Genomic DNA, 22,209 nt, shown 5'->3' with positions numbered 1-22,209 from the left:
AATTTTTAAAGTAGTGATTTTGCTGTTGTGAAGGCACGCTTCGGAACGTGCGTGGGATCTTCATCCGAATTTGTTGTGAACGTTATTCTCTAACAGAAGTCGTCAAGACTTTCGGCAAATGCCGTGTACGCCAAGCAACGTTAACGACGTGATCGTGTCACAACCCGAAACGCATGTTTGGAACTTGCGTTTTGCGACTTCACCCTTCTGCTTGCGAGAGTTTCGGGCGCGGTAGCGGCCGGACAGGGCCGTCATTCATTGGCTAAAGGAGATACCGCGAAGACGTCGATTCACACACGCAATGACGAAGCCCAGAAGGCGGCGACAGAACAACATCGTCGCGTACGACTTCACCCCCTTCAGGCCTTGGAGGATTCGATTGCGTTGCATTCCTGCGGCTTACTCAGCGGGCTAATCGCTGCCGCCTCACCGTCGCTGGAGTAGCTGACTCAGCACGGCCGAGGCAGCTGAGAGCATTTACTCAGCTGACTGTTGTTTTATTTGAAGCCGCAACGTTGGTGGGGTGGCGGTTGGATGGGTGCGGCTCGCGAAACCGTGGACGTAGCTCTGGCTCGCTGCTGCTGAGGTCACCCGCGTTACCACCAGAGTTGGACTGGATCCCAATTCGTCTTCGATAAACTGCTGCAATCTTGGATCCGTGACCACAAATTGCCCGACCGGCTGAGACTGTGGAACGACAAACTCACCGAGCAATTGCACCTTGGCCGGATCCAACTCGAAGGTGTCTCCCAAACGGCCTGGAAAATTGGTTTGGTCGAGCGTTCTGGAATTCCAATCGATGTCAAACTCGGGCTTGACTCCAAAAACATGGAACGTGGAGTCGGGCACGAGCGACGTGTACCCCATACCGGTTGGGATGCCCTCTAGCCTCAAATCAACCCGCGACAATTCCGAAGCATCTACCCCGGTCAGATCAAATCGCACGAACGCTTTGCGGTTCCACTCATCGCTGTCACTTGAATGCTTCACTAGTAAAGCGTGGTCAGGGCGGGGGAACTCATCGCCTTCCTCTCGATCACCTGAGGTGACGTCACCTTCCTCCCCGTTGCCGGACGCCGAACTGACGTGGATCACATTATCAATCGAGTTGCGAGCCTCTTGTTGTTTTTGCAATCTCGCCTTTAGTTTTGGATCAAATGTTTCAATCGTTTCTTCAGAAGCGAATGCTTGATTAGATCGATTCACGGTCAGTTGGCGGCCGCTGCCGAAGTGTCTCACATCCACTTTGCCTTCCAGAACGTCGAGGCGAGCGTCGCCGAGATTGTCGACGAACACGCCAAACTTGGTGCCGCCATCGACAATTTCCGCTCGAGGTGTTTCGACGACGAAGCCTTCACCGCCTTCGCTCACCGAGCCGACGATGCTTCCCGAATGCAACCGACAACGTTCAGCAGAAATCAGCTCGATATCGACGGGACCTTCCATCGACACGGTGACTTTCGGGAACTGCAATTCGGCGATTCCAGAGATCAGCCGCAAGCGGCCCGATTGCAATTCTTGCCCCACCGATGTCGGCAATGTTCCGGTTCCCCAGTGACAGTTCGTCGACGATAAAATCGTCGCGACCGGTTTCGGTGTGGATCGGATCCATTCCCAACCGACCGAGACGGCGAACAGCAACGTCGCGGCGACAAGGGGAGCGTACCGCCAAAACACATCCATGCGGTTACTTGCTGACGAAGGCTGGGGCAGTGGCGGTTCGTATTCAGGCAGCCCATCCCACAACAATGCGGCATCTTGATTGGCGTGTTCGATGTAGTCGTCGAGCAGTTCGTCCGACGATTTGAGATACTGACGCAGCTCATCGACATCGGCTTGCGATGCCGTGCCATCAAGGTAAGCGTCTCGCAGTCGTCGATAGAATTCTCGGTGATTCATTTGCCAAGTCCTTCTTGAGAAAGCGTACGATCGACACAGGTGTGAAGATCGTCGCGGATTCGTCGCAACATTTTATAAGCAGCGTCCACGCTAGAACCCATTTCCTTCGCGATCGTCTCGATCGTGAATCCGATTCGATAGCGTTTCTCCACGAACATTCTTTTGCGCTGCGGCAGTTTTTTGACGCACCGCTCCAGTGCGTCCAATCGGCTTTCGAAATAGGCCGATTTTTTTTGCTGGCGTTCGGAGATCAACATCATGGTGTCGGTATCAAAGAATGGACGTTTGGCACGTCGCTTGGACGTGAACGCGCGAACCTGGTTTAAGGCGACGGTGCAGGCCCATGCCCGGAAATTCGTACCTTGCTGGAATTGGTGATATTCCCTCCAAAGCACAAGATTGGTTTCCTGCAGGACTTCGTCGGCATCATTTCGATGGGGAATGAGCGAATGGATGTACTGAAAGAGCATGCGTTGAGACTCGGTCAGGAGTTGGATGAATTCGGCAGTTTCCTCGTTGCTGTCACTCATGGACTATCTGCTGCTATTTGGGACGGTGAGTGGATTCCATGCGGATGCGTTTCGCGAGCTTCGATGACGTCGCGCCGTGGCAATTCCAATTTAGCCAAAAACAGATCAACGATCCCGCGAGCGGTCGTTATCGTTTCCAGGTCGTAGCGAATATTCCCGTCGCTCTGCAGACCACCGCCGTGTCCGGTCAGTTCCAAAATCGCGTGCGGACTCTCGCTATCGACGTCGATCAAAGCGGTGTAGAGCAACGAAGGCTGTCCCCATTCAACGTCGCTCCACTGCTCATTGACATCTCCGGGCAAGTTGACTTCCACGCAAACGACAAACCGGTTGCCTTGCCCCAACTCGAGATATCGATCCAACTCAAAACTGTGGTTCTGAGTCGCGCCTGTCATGCCGTCCACCTCACCACTGGCGTCAATTCCCGAGACGGCGGTGTAGGCATGTCGCCAAATCGGCAGCACGTCCCTACGACGCAGCGGTGTATCACGACCAGAAATCTCGTCGCTGTAGGCAATCGATTCATCGAGGTACAGCGTTTCGATCATCGTCCCGGTTGTCGACTCTACCCAGACCGCGGTTGTCGGAAGTTGATCGAGCCATGTGGAATAACCGAGGTGAATCGACAATGACGCATTCGTATCCTGTTTGGCCTTTCTGACGACGATTCGTCGATGGGGCGTTGTTTGGCCGAAGCCGACCAGTGACGAGCTACGCACAATTTGCAATCGCTCGCGGGTCTCATAGCTTTGGTCCATCAGCCAATTGGTGGGCGGCAACGCCATGATCGACGCAACCAGCACGAGAGTCCAAAACGCGAGCACACCTGTCTTGCGAACCGGGCCGACTACTTTGGAGCGGAATGCCAATGCCGAACGAACATACGTGATCCTGCTCAACACGTGCTTGGCAATCAACGCCGCACAAACGACACCGGACACCACGTGCAACCGCGTGTTTGTTTGCGAAAAAGGCAATAGGAAGGCAACCACCCCGGTCACGACCAAGGTGCCAAACACAAACATCAGAGCGAGATTGACCCAATGTCTCATCAAGTCGATTGACTCTCGAAACCGATGAGACGTCGCAGTTCCTGGATGTGTTCTTGCCCCACTTGCCGTGGCGTCACTTGATGGGCTTTGCACAACGCGGCGGCGTAACCGGTCGCGACTCCCATTTGCCCACAGGTGTTCATGACACGCGGTCCGGCGAGTCCAATGTGTGAGCAACTGAAGCACCGACCGGCCATCATCAAGTTGTCGATATCCTTCGAGTACAGACTGCGGAACGGAACAAAATACTCACCGCCCGTCTTGTAAAACAACGCTTTGGAGAGAAAGTCCACCGGGTTCCCTTGGAGGACCTGTTGATAGTGCGAATCGATTTCTCGTGTTTCCACCACCACCGCATCTTCGAAGGAGCGACGTTCGGCGGCATCCTTCATCGTGTAGATGTGGTCTCCAATCAATCGTCGCGATTCCCGCTTGCCTCCAACGAAGGACACCCACTTAAGCGCCCAGGGGGCATTCTTTGGGTGCCGCTTTGCGTTTGAGAATGAACCATAGATCGCTCGCAACATGTGATCTCGGATGACTTCGGCATCTTTGACTTGATCAAGATCATTGTCGGAATATTCCCAATACCATTCGCCGGCCGTCGCTTCGTGGTCCTTGGCAACCGGGATCGCCCACGGGACCTCAGGGAACACGCTTCGTTGGTTCGTCTTTTCGGCGTTCCACAAGACCGAGGTTCCCATCACGCGTTGATCGGGCTTCTCTGGACTCCAAAGATCACCATGTTTGGGCCATGCTTCGTCGAATTCGGTATGCGATTCTCGCCCAATTCGGTATTCGGCGCCCGCCCAGTATCCCAACCACCCATCGCCGGTCGCATCGACAAAGACGGGTGCGTAGAAGCGGCGAATGCGCCCGGACGCGACTTCTCTGGCTTCGACGCTTTCGATTCGTCCCGCGTCCTTGGATAATCCGCACGCGATATGACCGGCATAGAGTTCGACGCCTGACGCTGCCATCGCAGCCTCTCGCTTTTTCTGATCCTTGCGAGCGAGTTCGCTTCCGTTGGGATAGTGTTCGGTGTCGATTTGCTGAAGGATTCCGCCTGCGCGTCCATGGATACCCAAGGTGTGAACGCGAATTTCCTCGGACGCGTTTCCGCCAAAGATAGGCCGGTCTTGTATCAAGGCGACTTTCAACCCTTGGGACCTTGCGGCGAGTGCCGCGCCGCATCCCGAGATCCCTCCGCCCACGATCACAAGGTCGAATTTCTTTTCTTCCACCTTCCATGAGGATCTTCCTGACGTTTGATCTTTCCAGCGCATGACTTCCCCCGCATCGTCCGTTGGGAGCGATGGCGTCGATGACTTTGAAAAGAACATCGCGTCGCAACGACCGTCGAACCCGGTCAGGTCGGAAAGTTGGATTTGCACATTGGCCGGATCGTGGATTTCGACGCTGCCACCTTGTTGCCAATGCCAATGGGTGTCTGCAGTTCCGAACTCGGGGGTCAGCGTTTCGTTGTTGATCGTGATGCGGAATCGCCCCGGCGATTTCCATTGCCCTTGGCACCAATCGCGTGTTCTTACCCACACGTTCCAGGTTCCTGCTTCGGGGAGCTTGACCTCTGTACGTGCGTTCTCCACGGGACTGCCCATTCCGTGGGCCAACAAGTAGCAACCGCCCATCTGTTGGTAGTGCTGGGTGTCCAGTTTCCATCCACCGAAGTCGTCAAACTGGCTGGCCTCCACCAACACGCCTTCCGCCGCGGGATGCGAGGGGGTCGATTCACTTTCGCGGCCGATGAGATATCCGGGAGCGGTCGCGGACAGAATGCCCACACCACCAACCACTCTTAGAAAGCCTCGTCGTCCAATCTGATTGTTTTTCATCGTAAGTCTGTATCGCTGGCAGGAATTGGTGAGGTTGTTCGCACGAACGCGATGCGTCGCTCGACAGCAATGAAGAGTCGACGTCACCCCTTTCTGGACATCAAAAACGACATTTTTGCTTTTTTGTGAAAAATGATGTCCAAATTTTGTCCGCTCCCCCTCTCGATTACGTGGCCACAAAGCCCGCTGTCGCCGACCTAAGGGACCCGGCACACCGTTAACTCCTCTATTTCTTCTCATTCAAAAAAGGATCCGTCTTTTGAAAACGCACGTGGAGCGAAGAGCTTTTACGCTCGTCGAACTTTTGGTCGTGATCGCGATCATCGGAGTCTTAGTTGGTCTTTTGCTGCCGGCGGTTCAAGCGGCTCGCGAAGCGGCCCGTCGGATGTCGTGTGGAAACAATTTCAAGCAGATTGGATTGTCGCTGCACAATTACCATGCGGCTTACAATCAGTTGCCTCCCAATGGCACCGGTCCGCAATATGCCGCTCAACGGGGACTCAGTTCTTACGTCGGGTTGCTGCCGTTCATGGAGCAGCAAGGGTTGTGGGAAATGATGTCCAACCCGTTGATGCCCGAGGCTGGCGAAACGCCAACGGATGCAACCGCCGATGGATCGTGGCCGCCATTTGGCCCGCGCCCGTGGGTGGACTTGAATGAGTACGATCCCTATCAGATGCAAACGCCGACGATGCGATGCCCATCGGATCCGGGTGTATCACCGTTGGCAACCGGCATGATCAACTACGCATTCTGCCATGGGGATGCCGTATTGCGTGTGGGGTATCCGCCATCGAGTCAGTGGGCCGATCGAGGCGTGTTTCGCGGGATGTTCATGCGTCATGATCCACGTAAGTTCCGGGACGTTTTGGATGGCTTGTCGAACACGATCGCGATGACGGAGATCATGACGGATCTGGGGGACCGTGGCATTGGTGGATCAGTCATTGATCGAACCTACTTTCCCAATAACGATGCGATGGGGTCTGATTTGACAGTCTGCACCGCAGTGATCGATCCGGAGCGACCACAGTTCATCGAAAACAGTGTGACGCTGTGGAATAGCGGCGGAACCTCACGTGGCGGTCGTTGGTGGAATTGCCACTTGATGATCAGCGGCATGAACACCGTGTTACCACCAAACTCACCCACGTGCGCGATGCAATGGGGAACGTCGTGGCAGTCAGGCGTCTTCAGCGCAGCGAGTCACCACCAAGGTGGCGTCCATGTGTTGATCGCAGACGGAGCGGTGAAGTTCGTTACCAACTCCATCGAAGCGGGCGATCGCAAGGCAAAGAGCATCTCCAAAAACTACGGCAATGTCGGGCAAAGGAGCCCCTACGGTTTGTGGGGAGCTTTGGGATCCATTTCCTCAAAAGAAATTATCGAAGGATTTTAGACGATGAAAATCAAACCAAGGTACTCCATCGCATGCATGGCACTCGGGCTGTTGTTGCTTCCCGCTTGCACTCAGAACGGTGGTGAAGCGCAGAAACTAACGCCACCCGACGATGTGGACTGGGCGGCGATTGAAGCTCAAGGCGAAGCCATCGCGGATGCTCAGCGTGAGGGCGAATAGACATCTCCTCGCTGCGACATCGACTCCTCAGGTTCGTGTAAGGTGCTCGCGAACTTGAAGTCGATGTCGAGAGCTACTGCGGCGCGATCGAAACAGCCGCTGGACCGGTTCGGTTAGCCTGCGATCAAACCATCGGCGGTAAACAGCGTTCGTCGCTGGAGGGGCGGCGAAGACGATCCGATGGCAGATGAGTTTGCAGCATCAACTCCCTCTGCCGAACACGTGTGCGAAACTTTCTTTGGGGAAAGCAAACGTCCTCAATTCCTTTGCCTTGTGCAGAGAAAACCCCCGTGGTGTTGCGAGGTCCACGACTCACCGTTTGTCGTGTCGAAAAGGTGCAGGAGCGGTCGTGAGTGATGCCGACTGACGCGAGGAATCGTTGCACTTGACGTTCTGATAAGATCGACGTGAACATCCCGCCACTGTGGCACGCTCCCTCTATTTCTATTGAAAGCCTCGCATGACGTTTCCTCGGACGTTTTCTCACATCGGAATTTCGGTTACAGATCTGGATCAAGCCGTCGAGTTCTACACGCAAACATTGGGCTGGTACGTGATAATGCCGCCCACCGAAATCGTTTCAGACGACTCCGCCATCGGCGTGATGTGCAACGACGTGTTTGGGGAAGGTTGGGGCCGATTTCGGATCGCCCACCTGGCAACCGGCGATCGAGTCGGCATCGAACTGTTTGAATTCAAGGATGCTGAACGACGAGAGAACAACTTCGAATATTGGAAGACCGGCGTGTTTCACTTCTGCGTCCAAGACCCTGACGTGGAGGGTCTGGCGAAGAAAATTGTCGAGAACGGTGGCAAGCAAAGGATGCCGGTGCGGGAGTACTACCCCGGCGAAAAGCCGTACCGGATGGTTTACTGCGAAGACCCGTTCGGCAACCTGATCGAAATTTATTCGCACAGCTATGAGCTGACGTATTCGGCGGGCGCCTACCAAGGCGATGCTGAATAAACGGTAGACGGCGTACTCACATGGGACGTCGATTGTATAACTGTGGGATTTCAAATGAAGCGGAACGGCGCGAGCCGTCCGGTAACGCGGGACCGGACGGCTCGCGCCGTTCCGCTAAAAACGTTACTAAAACAATCGATGTCCCATCGGCCAAACTAAGAATTCTCGCCGCGGCAGGGATTGGTCAAGCGACCGATGCCTTCGATATCGACGGTACACACGTCGCCGTCGGCCAGAAAGCGGGGTGGTTTGCGTGCCGCACCGACACCGGGTGGCGTGCCGGTAAAGATCAAATCTCCGGGACGCAGCGTGACGAATCCGCTGAGGTGCGAGATCAACGACGGGATATCAAAAATCAACTGCGCCGTCGTGCTCGACTGCGCCAATTCCTCGCCGAGGTACATCTTAACGCTCGCATTCGCTCCGTCACCAAACTGTTCTTTGGTGACGATCGCCGGGCCGACGGGTGCGAAGGTGTCAAACGTTTTTCCGAGGAGCCACTGGCCACCGGGGCGTCCCTTTTGCCAATCCCGAGCGGACACATCATGTCCGGCGGTGAAGCCGAACACGTAGTCCATCGCATCCGCTTTATTAACGTGACGAGCAGGGCGACCGATCACAACGACAAGCTCCGCCTCGTAGTCTACCTTTTGGCTGAGCGAGGGCAGGACAATCGAATCTCCGTGTCCGATCAGGCTGCTGTTGAATTTGCTAAAGACTACCGGCAACTCAGGCGGTTCCGATCCGGTTTCGATCGCGTGGTCGAGATAGTTCAATCCGATGCAAATGATCTTTTCGGGATGATTGACCGGCGGCAACAGCTTCGGTGGGGCATCGATCCACAGCGACGCGTCGGGTTCAGGCAAACCGGCGATCTGCTCGGGGGACCAATCGAAGATTCGATTCTCGATTGCAAGCGATTCTTCGGTCGCGTCGTCCGTGATCAGGCCGAGCGGGCAGACTTTCGCGACAGTCGATGCACCTTGCGAGGGTTGCCGGTACAACGCAAAACGGATTCGTCCGGAAGGTTCAACGTAACGACAAAATGCGGCCATGAGACGTGTGCGTGGTAGGGAGGGCGGAAGGAAGTTGATCGCGGACTTCGATCATACCTAGTCACTCGCGGGTCAGGGCAGGGTGGGAACGGGTGCGGCAGTTTGGGACCGGTGCGGCAGGGCAGAGGGGCAGGGCGGTGCAAGCCAGAACAGCCCCGGCCATATTAGCAATGAGCCGCGTCCCGCGTTACAGAGCAGGGCAGGGCAGGGCGTTTGCGAGTTATTCCTGGCGAGAGAAGTGATAGGTGAACGCACCGAGTAAATCGAGTGGTTTGGCTGCATGACAATCGACACACGCGTTGTTCGCACGGATCGCCCCGACCAATACCAGCTGTTCAGAGTTGCGATCACTGACCAACTCGTCACCGTTCCGCAGTTTTTTGACCGCCTCGAGTTCGAACGGACTCAGCGAGCGAGTCGGCATCAGTCGATTCTTGATCGCGTCCATCGTCGGCAGTTCCTCTTCGTCGTAGGCGACCGGGCTTTCGAATCGATCCAAACTGACCACTTGGACGGAATCCAATCTCCACACCGGGGACTGGCTCGCCGCCAAATCCGGGTCAGCCATCGCTTTCAATTCCGGGTGCACTTTGCTTTCGGCGCGGGCACCCAACGCGCCCCATAAACCATAAGGGTTGGTCGCGGTCTGATCTGCCAAGTCGGGAGCATCGATGATCGCATCTTCTAGAAACCGAACCGCCTCATCTCCCATGAGAACATGCCGACCGCCACGAGAAAGACCAAAACCATCCGCGTTGGCGAAACCTTCGGTGTTGGCGTGGTGCAAATGTTCGAAGGTGATTTCGATCGGCTCAGATTGCGGTAAATCCAATTCGAGGTCATTGCCGTTGATCGAGACCGGCAGATACGACTCGTCAGGATCGCTGATATCACTGGCGGCGGTTTGGACGACAGGATCGGGAACGTCTTGCGGTTGCCTCATCAGCACCCCCGCAAACACCAAACACAGGACACCGATCAGAAAGAAATAAGACCGCATCTCAGGCTCCCCACCTGTGTTACTGAATCAGCTTTGGCGATCAATCAGCACAATCACTGAGCCAACGCTGCCGATCTGATTGTAACCGTGTCACCGGTCCGAGGTGAAATTGGACGTCATCGGCTGACACGGGGATCGCTTTCCCGAACTCACACCGTTGGCTCAGGTCCGAACGACTCGCCGGCGTTATTTTGGCGGCCAACTCACCGTCAACAGCGGCGTGGGGCGAATCCGGACAAAACCGTCGAGTTCCGGTGGTGTGCTGTAGTGGTATCCCCACGCCCTGGTCAAACAATCCGCTTCAACGACATTTTCCCGAGCGACGGACTCGATGGTGAAAACGTCACAGGTCACGCGGTCATAGAGATTAGGGCATCCGGGTTGATCGGTTCCCTCCACTTCGTCGATCACTTGCAAGACTTGGTCCATGACCTCCCTTGCGAACCGCCACAGTTCGCCGGTGACGCGGTCTTCGCCTGGGGTCATGGCGGGGTAGTCGGCACGATCAAACAAAGTTCCGTGGACCCACCCCGGCGTGACTTCGATCGGTGGGAACGGCCAGCATTTTTCTCGGCACTGACCTCGACACAAAGTTCCGTACACAAAAAAGCTGTCGATGGGCTCTGTTTGGGCGAAGGCGTGCATGACGGATTGGGGCGACTCGAGGGTGTTGTTATCGACATTACGGGAAAAACATGGGGCAGCGAGCGCAATTTACCACTAGGCTTACCGTTCTGATCGCATTTCAATAAGGGTAGTGCTATATCAACATTGAAAATGAGGGTGAGACGGGACGGCTTGCGCTGTTCCGCTAAGCCTTTTGGCGGCAGGACGCGAGTCCTCTCCGGTTCCGACAACCCGCAAATTCAGGTTAGACGAAGCACTTGTGGTGGAACAAACCGGAATCAAAACGTGTTCCGGACCACTTTTTACAAACTAGAGTTGATGGAACGTACCCACCGTCGAATTCCCTCTCAAACGCACCCATCGATCGACCGCTTTGCTGACGTGCGTCTGAACCGAGTCTGCGAACACCGTATGAGTCCTCGATCACTGCCTTTCCGTGCACCGTCGCCAACCGCCTGTATTCTGGTGGCGTTTACTCTCACCGGGGTCGTCCGGGCGGGAGAGCGGGTCGATTTCAACGCGGAAGTACGCAACCTGTTGTCCGACAAGTGTTTTCTGTGCCATGGGCCTGATGAAGGGACTCGCGAAGCGGGACTGCGTTTAGACAACCGCACCTCGGCAATCGAGTCATCCGCGATCGTCCCCGGTCACCCAGACGAGAGCGAGTTGATTGCCCGCATCACGAGTGATGATCCTGACTTCGTCATGCCCCCGCCATCGACCGGTAGAAAGGTCACGGCCGGCGAAGCGGAAATCCTCCGCCGCTGGATCTCGCAGGACGCGTCCTATGATGAACATTGGGCGTTTGTCGTTGCCCGGCGGCCCGATTTACCGGAGATCCAAAATGCCGATTGGGCGCGCAATGAGATCGACCATTTTATTTTGGCTGAACTGGAATCACGTTCGCTTTCTCCATCGCCGCCCGCCACCCCCGAAACGCTCGCCCGTCGACTTTCGCTCGACCTCGTCGGTTTACCACCGACCATCACACAGCTCGACGAAGTTGTTTCCGCAAATGTCCCCGCCGCTGCCATTGATGCATTGATCGACCAACTCATCGACTCGCCGCACTTCGGCGAGCGATGGGCGCGATGGTGGCTCGATGCGGCTAGGTATTCCGACTCGGCGGGCTATGAAAAAGACCTTCCGCGTTCGGTTTGGTTCTATCGCGACTGGGTCATCGACGCGATGAATCGCGACCTGCCGTACGATCAATTTGTCGTCGAACAAATCGCCGGCGACTTGCTCCCAGGGGCGACGCAGAGCCAGCGGGTTGCGACCGGGTTTCTGCGGAATTCGATGACCAATGAGGAAGGCGGTGTGGACCCGGAGCAATTTCGTGTCGAAGGAATGTTCGACCGAATGGATGCGATCGGCAAAGCGATTCTCGGGATCACGACCCAGTGCGCGCAGTGTCATACGCATAAGTACGACCCGATCAGCCATGCCGAATATTATCAAATGTTCGCCGCACTCAACGACTTCCATGAAGGTTGCATCTCGGTATACACGCCCGAACAGGCTGACAATCGCGACACGATTTTAGATTCGATCGCGAAGATCGAAGACCGGCTCCGCCTCGGCACGCCGGATTGGAAGGAAAAGGTTTCCGCGTGGGCGGATTCTCTCGCCGCGAAACAGCCCACATGGACGGTGATGAAGCCCACGACGGTCCCGTTCGGAGGTCAGAAATTTGGCATGCTCGAGGACGGTTCGATCATCAGCGAAAGCTACGCACCGTCAAAAGCGAGCGATGACTTTTCACTGACCACGCATGTCGGAACGATCACCGCGGTGCGTCTCGACGCGTTGACGCACCCGCAATTGCCGCGCGGCGGTCCGGGACGCAGCGTCGACGGCACGGGCGCGCTCTCGGAGTTCCAACTCAAAATCCAACCGACCGCGAAAGACGCCGAGGCGATCGAAGTCAAATTTGTCCGCGCGATTTCGGACGTCAATCCACCACGCCGCGATCTTAAACCGCGATACCGCATTAAAGACGCCGAAAATGACGACCGGTTTGTCGGACCGGTCGAATTTGCGATCGATGGAGATGAAAAATCAGCATGGACGACCGACCTCGATCCCGGACGCAATAACCAACCCCGTCACGCGATTTTCATCCCCGAATCCCCCATCGTCGTCGATGGTGAGGCGACGTTGACATTCACGATGGTGCAACGGCACGGCGGCTGGAACAGCGACGACAACCAAAACTTTCTTATCGCCCGTTATCGGTTCAGCGTCACAGATAGTGACACGCTTCCCGATACGACGATCAACACGAGTGTTCTTCCCGTCCTCAGCATCCCGGCGGAAGAACGCTCAGCCGCCCAGTGGAATCAGCTGTTTTCAGAGTGGCGATTAACTCAAGATTCGCTGGCAAAAGAAAACTCCGAAATCGAATCGCTTTGGAAGCAGTATCCTGAAACGGCATCGCAGTTGGTTGCCGTTTCCAAAGGTGCCGCTCGCGAAACGTTCGTGCTCGACCGCGGAGATTTCCTCAGTCCTCTGGAGCCGGTCAAACCGGAGGCCCCCGCATTCTTGCACCCAATGCCCTCGACAAACGAGCCCGATCGTCTCCGGTTCGCCCGTTGGCTGGTTTCCCGAGATTCCCCGACGACGCCACGAGTAATCGTCAATCGAATTTGGCAGGCGTATTTTGGCCGTGGCCTGGTCACGACGGCGGAGGACTTTGGTTACCAATCGGTTGCACCGTCGCACCCGGAACTGCTCGACTTTCTCGCTCGCGAACTGATCGACAGCGGTTGGAATTTGAAACACATCCATCGCCTGATCGTTAACTCGGCCACCTATCGGCAATCTTCGATCGCACCGCCGGAAGCATGGAGTGACGACCCGAGCAATGAATGGCTAACGCGCGGGCCACGCTATCGTGTCGAAGCAGAAATGGTTCGCGATATCGCGTTGTCGGCCAGTGGTCTGCTCAACACCGAAGTCGGTGGGCCGAGCATTTATCCGCCGGCTCCTCGATTTCTATTCGAACCACCAACCAGCTACGGCCCCAAAATGTGGACCTTGGATCAAGACGCGTCGCAGTATCGTCGGTCGCTCTATGTCCACCAGTATCGCAGCATCCCGTATCCGCCCCTGCAAGTATTCGACGCTCCCAAAGGGGACGCCGCATGCGTGCGTCGCGAACGAAGCAACACGCCGCTGCAAGCTCTCGTGATGCTCAACGAACCACAATTTGTCGATTCCGCCCGGGGACTCGCGACAAGGACACTGCGTGACATCTCGCCTGCGACGCAGCCCGAAGACTGTGGCCCCATCCAACTCGACCGCGAGCGGATTGTCTTCGCGTTTCGTTTATGCACCAGCCGAACGCCAGACGCGGAGGAGATTGAAATCCTGGAACGGTTACTCGATGAACAGCGTGCGGCGTTTCAAGCCGATTCCGACTCGGCACCGAACGAAGAACTCAATCAACGCCTCGAACAAATTACCGGTGTCCCTTTTGCATCGTGTTTGCAATTGACCGGACAAACACCTGCTGAGTTGGCTGCATGGATTGTCGTCAGCCGCACGATTTTGAACCTTGACGAAACGATTACAAAATCATGAGCAGCAATTCCACTTCCAGCATGACTGAAAATGCAACCCGTCTCGCTCGACGCGATTGGCTATTGCGTCAGTGCCGAATCGGACTGGGGCATATCGCGCTGACGACGTTGCTCGCGGAATCAGGACTGGCGTCGGACCAGACGGCATCCGCTCTCGATCCAACGGCGACCAACCCGATGGCGCCAAAGCAACCACATTTCCCGGCCAAGATCAAAAACGTCATTCTGCTGTTCATGGGTGGCGGGCCGAGTCAGTTCGAGATGTTCGACTACAAACCCCAACTCGAACGTCTCGACGGAACGCTGCCGCCGGCCGAACTCCTTGACGGTTATCGCGCGGCGTTCATCAATCCCAACTCGAAACTGCTCGGTCCTCGATTTAAATTTGCCAAACATGGGCAATCGGGTACCGAAATCAGCGAACTGCTGCCGCATACCGCAGGTGTGCTCGACGACATTTGCTTGATCCGGTCGATGAAAACCGATGCGTTCAATCACGCCCCGGCGCAATTGATGATGAGCACGGGGTCGCAACAATTCGGCCGGCCGAGCATGGGATCATGGTTGACCTACGGTCTCGGCAGTGAATCAAAGGACTTGCCGGCATACGTTGTTTTCAACAGCGGCACCAAAGGTCCCAGCGCCGGTGCGGGGAACTGGAACTCGGGTTTTCTGCCGACGCTGCATTCGGGTGTCGAGTTCCGCAGCAGTGGTGATCCGGTGCTGTATCTTTCGAACCCGCCCGGAATGAACGAGCAGACGCAGCGGAGCACGCTCCGCGCAGTCAATGAACTCAATCGAAAAAGACTCGATGTCGTCGGCGACCCCGAAATCGCGACCCGTGTGAACTCCTACGAGATGGCGTTCCGGATGCAATCGAGTGCACCGGAGGTGATGAATCTCGCCGATGAATCCGAAGCGATGCTCAAACTCTACGGCGCCGAGCCCGGCACGATGTCGTTTGCGAACAATTGCTTGTTGGCTCGCAGATTGGTTCAGCGGGGCGTTCGATTTGTGCAATTGTTCCATGAGTCATGGGATCAACACGGCGGGCTCACCGCGGGCTTGAAAGCCAACTGCGAGAAGACCGATCAAGCTTGCGCGGCACTTGTGAAGGATTTGAAGCAACAAGGAATGCTCGATGAAACTTTGGTGATTTGGGGTGGCGAGTTTGGACGAACGCCGATGGTCCAAGGCGGCGACGACGGCCGCGACCATCACCCCAACGCGTTTTCGATGTGGATGGCGGGCGGTGGTTTGAAAGCGGGCACGGTTTACGGCAGCACCGACGAACTCGGTTTTGATGTCGCCGAAAACCCGGTGCATGTGCACGATCTCCACGCGACCATCCTGCACCTCCTCGGGTTCGATCACAAACGTTTGACGTATCGCTTCCAAGGTCGCGATTATCGCCTGACGGACGTTCATGGCGAATTGGTCCAGGGCATCCTCGCCTGACGAGTGAACGCAGGCAGACGCCTCGGCGACATCGATTCGCCAATCCGGCTAGAATGACAGTTCAGGGCCGGCTGGCTATGATCCTGGATCGGCCATCCCGAATTTTCTACGGGGAGTGTGTTCCAGTGCGGGGGAAACAAACGATGAAATGTTCACGACCGTGGGCGGTCTCATTGCTGCATTCCGCTCTCGCGAGCACCGTTTTTCTGGGCCTTTTGGCGATCTGCGACGTTCGCCCCTCGTGCGGGCAAACGGTTCAGTTGCCCGCCATCCGGCAGTTTTCGTACAGCGGGGGCGTCTTGGTGCCGGATCAGGGCAGTGCATTTCTAGGCGGGAACCGCTCGTCGGCGATGTCGTCGTCATCACGCGGGATTCCCCTTCTTCCGAATCTTCCCGGCAGCAATCTGAGTTCACGAGGCTCCGCTGGAGGGGTCTCGGCGTCGGTCACCATCATTGACCTCGATGAGATGGATCGGCAAATCCTCGGTTACGATCCGCACGACCGCAAACGGGGGCGAGCCGTCACAGGGACAAACACCGCTGGTAACGAACGGTCGCGTTCCGATGAAATCGCCGAAGCCAAGTCGCTGGTACGCAACGCCCGCCGGGCACTGACCAACGGACAGCGGACGACCGCCCAATACGCCTATGAGTTGGCGATTGAAAAACTCGATCGGCTGGTCAGACAAAACCGATCGCAACCCGCATCGTCGAATGACGGTCATGGGATTGATACGGGAAATCGAAACGACCAACCCGAATATCTGTTGGCCTACGCACGTGCCGAATACGGCAAGGCGTTCGCGACTGTGGAACGTCCAAACTTCGCGACCACTCGCCCCCACGCGTTTTCTCAAGGAAATGGTTCTTCGCGAAAGGAAGCACCTTGATCGGACAGCGGATGAAATTGAAAGCCGCGAGAGATTTTTGTCGGCGGTTTGGGATCGGGATGCGGGCGGGCGCCGACATGTTGCGGTTGCTCGATAGCGAAAGCAAAAACGGGCCACCGAAACAACGCGAAGCGATGCGGGCGATTCGCGAAGAAGCGATGCATGGCTCGACGCTCGCCGATGCCATGAACAAACGTGCGAAGTTCTTTCCGCCGCTCTTGCGATCGATGACCAAAGTCGGCGAGGCGAGCGGGAGTCTGGAACGCACGATGCTCAAACTCGCTGAATATTACGAACAGCAAGTCACGCTTCGCAATAACTTCCAACGCGCGATCGCCTGGCCGTCGATCCAGTTTGTCATCGGCGTCGGCGTGATTTCGCTGGTGATCTACATCATGGGAGTGATGACTGCGGGCAGCGGGGGCCAGATGGCCGATGTGTTGGGGCTCGGCCTGCGAGGTCCAACGGGGGTTTTGAAGTTTTGGGGGATCCTGCTGCTGTTTTTCGGATTCGTCGCGGCGTTGATCATCGGTTTCCAGAGAAACGTGGGGGGGGTCCAAAACGCCATCCCGTTGCTCTACAAGATTCCCGTCATCGGCGGTTCGCTCCAGACGATTACGTTGTCGCGGTTCACGTGGACGCTGTCACTGGCACTCGAGACGGGGCTCGATCCGATCAAAGCGATTCGCCTCTCCCTGGATGCGACCGACAGTGATTTCTACCGCAGCGGGGCTGACGACGCGGAATTGGCGATTCGAGACGGAGCGACCTTAACCGAAGCCTTGAAGGCAACCGCCGTCTTCCCCGAGGAGTTTTTGACGCAGGTCGAAGTCGCGGAATTGTCGGGAACCGATGCCGAGTCGATTTCCCATGTCGCCCGCGATTACGATGAACGGGCGCGGTCGGCGATGAAAGTGATCGCGGGGTTGGCGACCGGCTTGATTTGGTTGCTGGTCGCCGGATTCCTCATTTTCTTCATCATCCGGATCGTCATGATGATCGCGGGTGTGTACCAGGAAGCCCTCGAACCGATCTAAGCGGGGGAGGGGGGGCAGAAATCGCAGCAAAACAGCGTTTTCAACGGCCGGGACAAAACACTAGACGATCGTTTATACTTCTGCGTCCTCTTGAATGATTTTCCCAGGAACCGGTTTGCATGATTGCTTCGTCGAATAACGCTAACACTGAGCCAAGCGAGTCTGCCACTCCCGCTCGGTCGCCCTTTTTTGTCGATAAAAACGAGCCCAAAAACGATGCGGTCGATTATCCGGCGATCGAGGCTGCTGTCCGGGTGATCCTCGAAGCGGTCGGCGAAGATCCCAACCGAGACGGGTTGCTCGAAACACCGGCGCGGGTCGCCCGCATGTACGCCGAGATGTTTGCGGGCCTGAAATCGGATCCGGGACGGCATTTGGACAAAGTATTCGACGAGGATTACGACGAGATCGTACTCGTCCGCGACATCAGCTTTTGCAGCATGTGCGAACACCATTTGCTGCCATTCACCGGAAAAGCTCACATCGCGTACCTGCCCAGCGGCAAGGTTGTCGGATTGAGCAAGCTCGCCCGGGTGGTCGAAGAAGTCGCGCGGCGGCCCCAAGTTCAGGAGCGACTGACGCACACGGTCGCCAATTTGATTGAAGAACGCTTGTCCGCGCGGGGTGTCGCGGTCGTGGTCGAATCGACGCACAGTTGCATGACGATGCGTGGAATTCGCAAACCCGGCAGCCTGTGCCTGACCAGCGCGATGCGGGGTGCGTTCAAAACCGATCCAAAATCGCGTGCCGAAGTCCTCGGATTGATCAACCGATCGGCCAGCTAGGTTGCTGCAGAGGCCATAAATTCTGCTTTTCCGGGCGTTTGTGTTAGAATAGTGTCGTGCGCAGGCGACGACACACCGAATCGGCAACTTCTCTAGATGGTCCGACCGTCGCCAGTGGTGGTGCGGAAGTGAGTACATCACTACCGATGACGCGTTTAGGACGTCAGATGCGACAAAAAACCATCCACAAAGAGGTGTGGTTCCTCTTCTCTTTTGTCTCGCAAAGTGTTCCCGATCAAGTTGAAATTGATGCACCTTTCACTGAACCGATCTGATTGCTTGCAACCTTGTCTCGGCATCCTGTTCGCCGGACTCGTCAGCGTCGCAACGGCGTCTTTCGCCCCGGCCGCCGGACCAGCGGTGCCACCTCAGGTCGAAATGATCAACGATTCGATCGAACAGGTTTGGCGAGATTACGAGATCCGCCCGGCCGGCGAGGTCGATGACGCACAGTGGTGCCGCCGGGTGTACCTCGATGTGATCGGACGGATTCCGAAGTACGAAGAATTGTCGGAGTTCATGTCAGATCGGTCCGCGGACAAACGCGCCGCATTGGTTCAGAAATTACTTCAGGATGATCGCTACACCGAAGAATACGCCAACCACTGGGGAACGATCTGGACGAACCTGTTGATCGGACGCGGCGGCGGAAACGACCGACGCGATTTGACCAACCGCACAGGCATGCAGAAATACCTGCGTGACAGTTTTGCGCGGAACAAAACATACGACCGAATGGTCTTTGAACTAATCACCGCAGAAGGTTCGACCAAACCCGGGAATCCCAATTTCAACGGGGCGGTCAACTTTCTGATCGGCAAGGTCAATGAGGAAAAGGGGACACTCGCAACAAGCAGTGTGTCACGAATCTTCTTGGGGCAACAAGTACAGTGCACCCAGTGCCACAACCATCCGTTCAATCAATGGAAGCAACAGAAGTTCTGGGAATTCAACGCGTTCTTCCGACAGACCCGGGCGTTGCGTCGATTCGTCGATGGCACCAACGACATCGAGTCGGCGGAACTGGTCAGCGAAGACTTTGCCGGTGAATCGGGCAACCCCGAAAACGCCTTGCTGTTTTATGAACTTCGCAATGGTTTGCAGAAAGTCGCCTATCCGGTCTTCACCGATGGAACTGAAGTCGGCAGAAGCGGCTACATCGAAGACGTCAATCGCCGCGAAGAACTCGCGCGGCTGATGCTCGAAAGCGAGTATCTCGACAAGATGATCGTCAACCGCATGTGGTCGTTGTTCTTAGGCTTTGGCTTTACACGACCGATTGACGACCTCGGTCCACACAACCCATCCTCGCACCCTGAACTCCTCGATTCACTTGGTAAGGAGTTCCGCAAATCGAGCTACGATCTCAAACAATTGATCACATGGATCACGCTGAGCCGCCCCTATCAGCTCGCCGCGGTACTGGGCAAGCAAAACGCGGTCGACGATCCATCGATCGGAGAGTCTCCCAAGTTCTCGCGTTTTTACCTGCGTCAAATGAGTGCCGAGCAACTCTACGCGTCGCTGGTGGCGGCGTCGGATGCGAAGGGCAAAGGAAGTTACGCCGAACAGGAAGCCGAACGACGCCAATGGCTATCACAATTTGTTGTCGCGTTCGGAACCGATGAAGGAGATGAAGCGACGACGTTTAACGGATCGATTCCGCAAGCTTTGATGCTATTCAACGGAGCGTTGACGAAGAACGCGACGAGTGTCGAACCGGGGTCCTTTATCGATCGCCTGTCCAAATCGGGGAGTTCACCGCGTGATCGGCTCACGCAATTGTACCTGACCGGATTGGCTCGCCGTCCGACCAAGATTGAAACGAATGTTGCGGGCAAACTGCTTGCTGCCCGTGGCGGCAACGAAAAAGAAATGCTGCAGGACGTTTGGTGGGCGATCATCAACAGCAACGAATTCATCATGCAGCATTAACAATCGAAAGCATTCGGCGGTCAGCATTCACGTGTGATGCCGCCGTCCCCTCGATCGCTTTCATCCGCCACCTGTTCCCACCTGTTACCTATCACCTGAAGATCTACCATGGACCTCTCAACCCCTTCGGGCATGACCCGCCGTCACTTCATGAGCCATTTGGCGGGATCGTCAGCGGCTGCCGCGGCGGCGTTCTCACTCGGCAACGCGATCCAGGCCAATGCGGCCGAGATGAAGCGGAATCGCAAGTCGGCGATTTTGTTGTGGATGGGTGGCGGTCCGTCGACGATCGACATCTGGGACTTAAAACCGGGAGCACCGACGAGCGGCCCGTTCCGGCCGATCTCCACCACCGGCGACATGCAAATCTGCGAACACATGCCGATGACGGCCCAGCAGATGAAACACCTTTCGATCGTCCGGAGCATGTCGACCCGCGAGGCCGATCACGCTCGCGGCCGGTACTACATGCACACCGGATACGTTCCCAATCCAAACATCGAACACCCCGGTTACGGCAGCGTGATCGCTCACGAGCTGATCTCACAGCGTCCCGAACTGGAAATCCCGCCGTTCGTCGCCGTCGGTGGCGCCGGCACAGGCCCGGGATTCTTGGGCATGGCCTGGTCGCCTTTCGCGGTCTCGAGCAACGGACGTGTTCGCAACCTTGAAATGAAGATGAGCGACCAACGTCTGCTGCAGCGGATGGCGGCGCTGAAACTGATCGAAGATGGTTTCTCCAGCCGCACGCGTGACACGCCCGCAGCGGAACACGCCAAAGTCCTTCAAAAGACGTTCGACCTGATGACGAGCGACCAGATGAAGGCTTTTAAAGTCGACGAGGAGCCCGAAGAGGTCAAAGAACGCTACGGCACCAATGGGTTTGGGCAAGGATGCTTGCTCGCCCGACGTTTGGTCGAAGCCGGGGTCCCGTTTGTCGAAGTCGACCTGGGCGGATGGGACAACCACAATGGCATTCACACCATCCTCAAAGATCAAAAACTGCCCCAACTCGACAAAGCGATGAGTGCGCTGGTCGAAGATTTGGCGCAGCGGGAATTGATCGACGACACCGTCGTGATGTGGATGGGCGAATTCGGAAGAACCCCGAGAATCAACCAGGGCGCCGGCCGCGATCACTTCGCGAGGGCCTGGTCCTGCGTGGTTGGCGGCGGCGATATCAAGGGCGGATTGGCGGTCGGCGAAACCAGCAGCGACGGCAGCGCCGTCGTGACCGAGCCCTACAGCGCCGAAGATTTAATGACCACCGTCTGCAAAGGATTGGGCATTTCGACCGACACGACCTTCACCAGCAAGAACGGGCGTCCGATGAAGATCGCCGGCGGCGGAAAGCTGATCAGTGAACTGATTGCGTGAGTGAGCGTTCTCCCGCCGAATTGATTCAGCGGCACCAGAATGGAATCTGGCGATACCTTCGCGTGCTCGGTTGCGACGCCACCACCGCGGACGATTTGACGCAGGAGACGTTTCTGCGGGTACTTCGTCGTGACAATTTCGTTCAACATTCCGACCAAGCAACGTCGGAATATCTCCGCCGAACCGCGTACAACCTACTCGTTTCCAACCATCGCAAGTTGGGCCGAATGCAGGTCACCGACTCCACCTCGCTGCTAGATGAAAGCTGGCAACGTTGGGCGGGTAAGGATTTGACAGGCGACGAAGCGGTCGACGCGTTGCGTCGATGCATGGAGCAGTTAAGCGACCGAGCTCGGCGAGCTTTGGAGATGCGATTTGTCGAAAACGCCCCGCGGGTCGAAATCGGTGAAGAACTCGGCATTTCCGATCACGGGGCTCGCAATTTGATGCAACGAGCCAAAGCGCAACTGCGAGAGTGCGTTGCCGAACGACTACGGTCCTCCATCGACACCACAAACGTTTGAATTTGTTTTGGAGCGAAACGCTTCCCACCACCGATCGACACACCCCGTCCCCTGAGG

General features: G+C 56.4%; 18 protein-coding genes. 11 read left to right on the top strand and 7 right to left on the bottom strand.

Features of this window, described 5'->3' with window-relative positions:
- Positions 1-477: 477 nt before the first annotated feature.
- Genes NB063_RS11605 through NB063_RS11590 form a run of 4 tightly spaced genes read right to left on the bottom strand, consistent with a single transcriptional unit; the run spans position 478 to position 5,334 of the window.
- On the bottom strand, positions 478-1,899 hold the full coding sequence (locus NB063_RS11605) for a FecR family protein (RefSeq protein WP_250928891.1): 1,422 nt from the start codon (positions 1,897-1,899) through the stop codon (positions 478-480).
- Positions 1,896-2,429, bottom strand: a complete 534-nt coding sequence (locus NB063_RS11600; protein WP_250928890.1) for a sigma-70 family RNA polymerase sigma factor — start codon at positions 2,427-2,429, stop codon at positions 1,896-1,898. Before NB063_RS11600 ends, NB063_RS11605 begins: the two co-directional genes overlap by 4 nt.
- Positions 2,426-3,481 (bottom strand): hypothetical protein, encoded by a 1,056-nt coding sequence (locus tag NB063_RS11595; protein ID WP_250928889.1) that lies wholly within the window; start codon positions 3,479-3,481, stop codon positions 2,426-2,428. The genes NB063_RS11600 and NB063_RS11595 overlap by 4 nt, the downstream gene beginning before the upstream one ends.
- Complete coding sequence (locus NB063_RS11590) at positions 3,481-5,334, bottom strand: FAD-dependent oxidoreductase (RefSeq protein ID WP_250928888.1); 1,854 nt, start codon at positions 5,332-5,334, stop codon at positions 3,481-3,483. Before NB063_RS11590 ends, NB063_RS11595 begins: the two co-directional genes overlap by 1 nt.
- 259 nt (positions 5,335-5,593) lie before the next feature.
- Here NB063_RS11590 and NB063_RS11585 point away from each other — a divergent pair, with 259 nt between their 5' ends.
- From NB063_RS11585 to NB063_RS11575, 3 genes are all read left to right on the top strand, one after another.
- Positions 5,594-6,733 carry a DUF1559 domain-containing protein gene (locus NB063_RS11585; RefSeq protein WP_250928887.1) on the top strand — a complete coding sequence of 380 codons (1,140 nt, stop codon included), beginning with the start codon at positions 5,594-5,596 and terminating at the stop codon, positions 6,731-6,733.
- 3 nt (positions 6,734-6,736) lie between these two features.
- Positions 6,737-6,913 (top strand): hypothetical protein, encoded by a 177-nt coding sequence (locus NB063_RS11580; RefSeq protein WP_250928886.1) that lies wholly within the window; start codon positions 6,737-6,739, stop codon positions 6,911-6,913.
- Between the two features lie 460 nt (positions 6,914-7,373).
- Positions 7,374-7,880 carry a lactoylglutathione lyase family protein gene (locus tag NB063_RS11575; protein WP_250928885.1) on the top strand — a complete coding sequence of 169 codons (507 nt, stop codon included), beginning with the start codon at positions 7,374-7,376 and terminating at the stop codon, positions 7,878-7,880.
- Positions 7,881-8,035: 155 nt separating this feature from the next.
- Here the strand turns inward: NB063_RS11575 and NB063_RS11570 are convergent, their stop codons facing one another.
- From NB063_RS11570 to NB063_RS11560, 3 genes are all read right to left on the bottom strand, one after another.
- Positions 8,036-8,935, bottom strand: coding sequence for a fumarylacetoacetate hydrolase family protein (locus tag NB063_RS11570; protein ID WP_250928884.1), 900 nt, complete (start codon positions 8,933-8,935; stop codon positions 8,036-8,038).
- 220 nt (positions 8,936-9,155) lie between these two features.
- Positions 9,156-9,935 carry a hypothetical protein gene (locus NB063_RS11565; protein WP_250928883.1) on the bottom strand — a complete coding sequence of 260 codons (780 nt, stop codon included), beginning with the start codon at positions 9,933-9,935 and terminating at the stop codon, positions 9,156-9,158.
- A gap of 186 nt (positions 9,936-10,121) precedes the next feature.
- Complete coding sequence (locus NB063_RS11560; RefSeq protein WP_250928882.1) at positions 10,122-10,580, bottom strand: gamma-glutamylcyclotransferase family protein; 459 nt, start codon at positions 10,578-10,580, stop codon at positions 10,122-10,124.
- A 300-nt stretch (positions 10,581-10,880) separates the two neighbouring features.
- Between NB063_RS11560 and NB063_RS11555 the strand changes: the two genes are divergently transcribed.
- The 8 genes from NB063_RS11555 (at position 10,881) to NB063_RS11520 (ending at position 22,152) form a co-directional block, all read left to right on the top strand.
- The gene (locus NB063_RS11555) at positions 10,881-14,147 is read left to right on the top strand and encodes a PSD1 and planctomycete cytochrome C domain-containing protein (RefSeq protein WP_250928881.1); all 3,267 of its coding nucleotides are present in this window, start codon (positions 10,881-10,883) and stop codon (positions 14,145-14,147) included.
- A complete protein-coding gene (locus tag NB063_RS11550) occupies positions 14,144-15,604 on the top strand; it encodes a DUF1501 domain-containing protein (RefSeq protein WP_250928880.1) in 1,461 nt (486 codons plus the stop codon). The genes NB063_RS11555 and NB063_RS11550 overlap by 4 nt, the downstream gene beginning before the upstream one ends.
- Positions 15,605-15,747: 143 nt before the next feature.
- Positions 15,748-16,494 carry a hypothetical protein gene (locus NB063_RS11545; RefSeq protein ID WP_250928879.1) on the top strand — a complete coding sequence of 249 codons (747 nt, stop codon included), beginning with the start codon at positions 15,748-15,750 and terminating at the stop codon, positions 16,492-16,494.
- An 11-nt stretch (positions 16,495-16,505) separates the two neighbouring features.
- Positions 16,506-17,531, top strand: a complete 1,026-nt coding sequence (locus tag NB063_RS11540; protein WP_250928878.1) for a type II secretion system F family protein — start codon at positions 16,506-16,508, stop codon at positions 17,529-17,531.
- Between the two features lie 119 nt (positions 17,532-17,650).
- Complete coding sequence (folE, locus tag NB063_RS11535) at positions 17,651-18,316, top strand: GTP cyclohydrolase I FolE (RefSeq protein ID WP_250928877.1); 666 nt, start codon at positions 17,651-17,653, stop codon at positions 18,314-18,316.
- A gap of 249 nt (positions 18,317-18,565) precedes the next feature.
- On the top strand, positions 18,566-20,251 hold the full coding sequence (locus NB063_RS11530) for a DUF1549 domain-containing protein (RefSeq protein ID WP_250928876.1): 1,686 nt from the start codon (positions 18,566-18,568) through the stop codon (positions 20,249-20,251).
- A 108-nt stretch (positions 20,252-20,359) separates the two neighbouring features.
- On the top strand, positions 20,360-21,628 hold the full coding sequence (locus NB063_RS11525; protein ID WP_250928875.1) for a DUF1501 domain-containing protein: 1,269 nt from the start codon (positions 20,360-20,362) through the stop codon (positions 21,626-21,628).
- Positions 21,625-22,152, top strand: coding sequence for an RNA polymerase sigma factor (locus NB063_RS11520; protein WP_250928874.1), 528 nt, complete (start codon positions 21,625-21,627; stop codon positions 22,150-22,152). Before NB063_RS11525 ends, NB063_RS11520 begins: the two co-directional genes overlap by 4 nt.
- The last annotated feature ends 57 nt before the right edge of the window (positions 22,153-22,209 follow it).

This window comes from Aporhodopirellula aestuarii (assembly GCF_023701485.1).
GTDB lineage: Bacteria > Planctomycetota > Planctomycetia > Pirellulales > Pirellulaceae > Rhodopirellula > Rhodopirellula aestuarii.
This window is presented reverse-complemented; position numbering and strand designations above follow the sequence as displayed.